The 775-nt window shown below is 51.5% G+C and carries 1 rRNA gene; it reads left to right on the plus strand.

The features are described from left to right. A 23S ribosomal RNA gene (locus ACF8O8_RS13430) occupies positions 1-775 on the plus strand; the annotation flags it as partial.

The following is a 775-nucleotide window of genomic DNA, read 5'->3' on the forward strand; positions in this document are numbered from 1 at the left end:
GAGCACGAGAAACTTTGTCTGAATATGGGGGGACCATCCTCCAAGGCTAAATACTACTGACTGACCGATAGTGAACCAGTACCGTGAGGGAAAGGCGAAAAGAACCCCGGAGAGGGGAGTGAAATAGAACCTGAAACCGTATGCGTACAAGCAGTGGGAGCCTACTTTGTTAGGTGACTGCGTACCTTTTGTATAATGGGTCAGCGACTTATATTCAGTGGCGAGCTTAACCGAATAGGGGAGGCGTAGCGAAAGCGAGTCTTAATAGGGCGTTTAGTCGCTGGGTATAGACCCGAAACCGGGCGATCTATCCATGGGCAGGTTGAAGGTTAGGTAACACTGACTGGAGGACCGAACCGACTACCGTTGAAAAGTTAGCGGATGACCTGTGGATCGGAGTGAAAGGCTAATCAAGCTCGGAGATAGCTGGTTCTCCTCGAAAGCTATTTAGGTAGCGCCTCATGTATCACTGTAGGGGGTAGAGCACTGTTTCGGCTAGGGGGTCATCCCGACTTACCAAACCGATGCAAACTCCGAATACCTACAAGTGCCGAGCATGGGAGACACACGGCGGGTGCTAACGTCCGTCGTGAAAAGGGAAACAACCCAGACCGTCAGCTAAGGTCCCAAAGTCATGGTTAAGTGGGAAACGATGTGGGAAGGCTTAGACAGCTAGGAGGTTGGCTTAGAAGCAGCCACCCTTTAAAGAAAGCGTAATAGCTCACTAGTCGAGTCGGCCTGCGCGGAAGATGTAACGGGGCTCAAACCATGCACC

This window comes from Pseudomonas sp. TYF_14, assembly GCF_043105275.1.
Classification (GTDB): Bacteria; Pseudomonadota; Gammaproteobacteria; order Pseudomonadales; family Pseudomonadaceae; genus Aquipseudomonas; species Aquipseudomonas alloputida.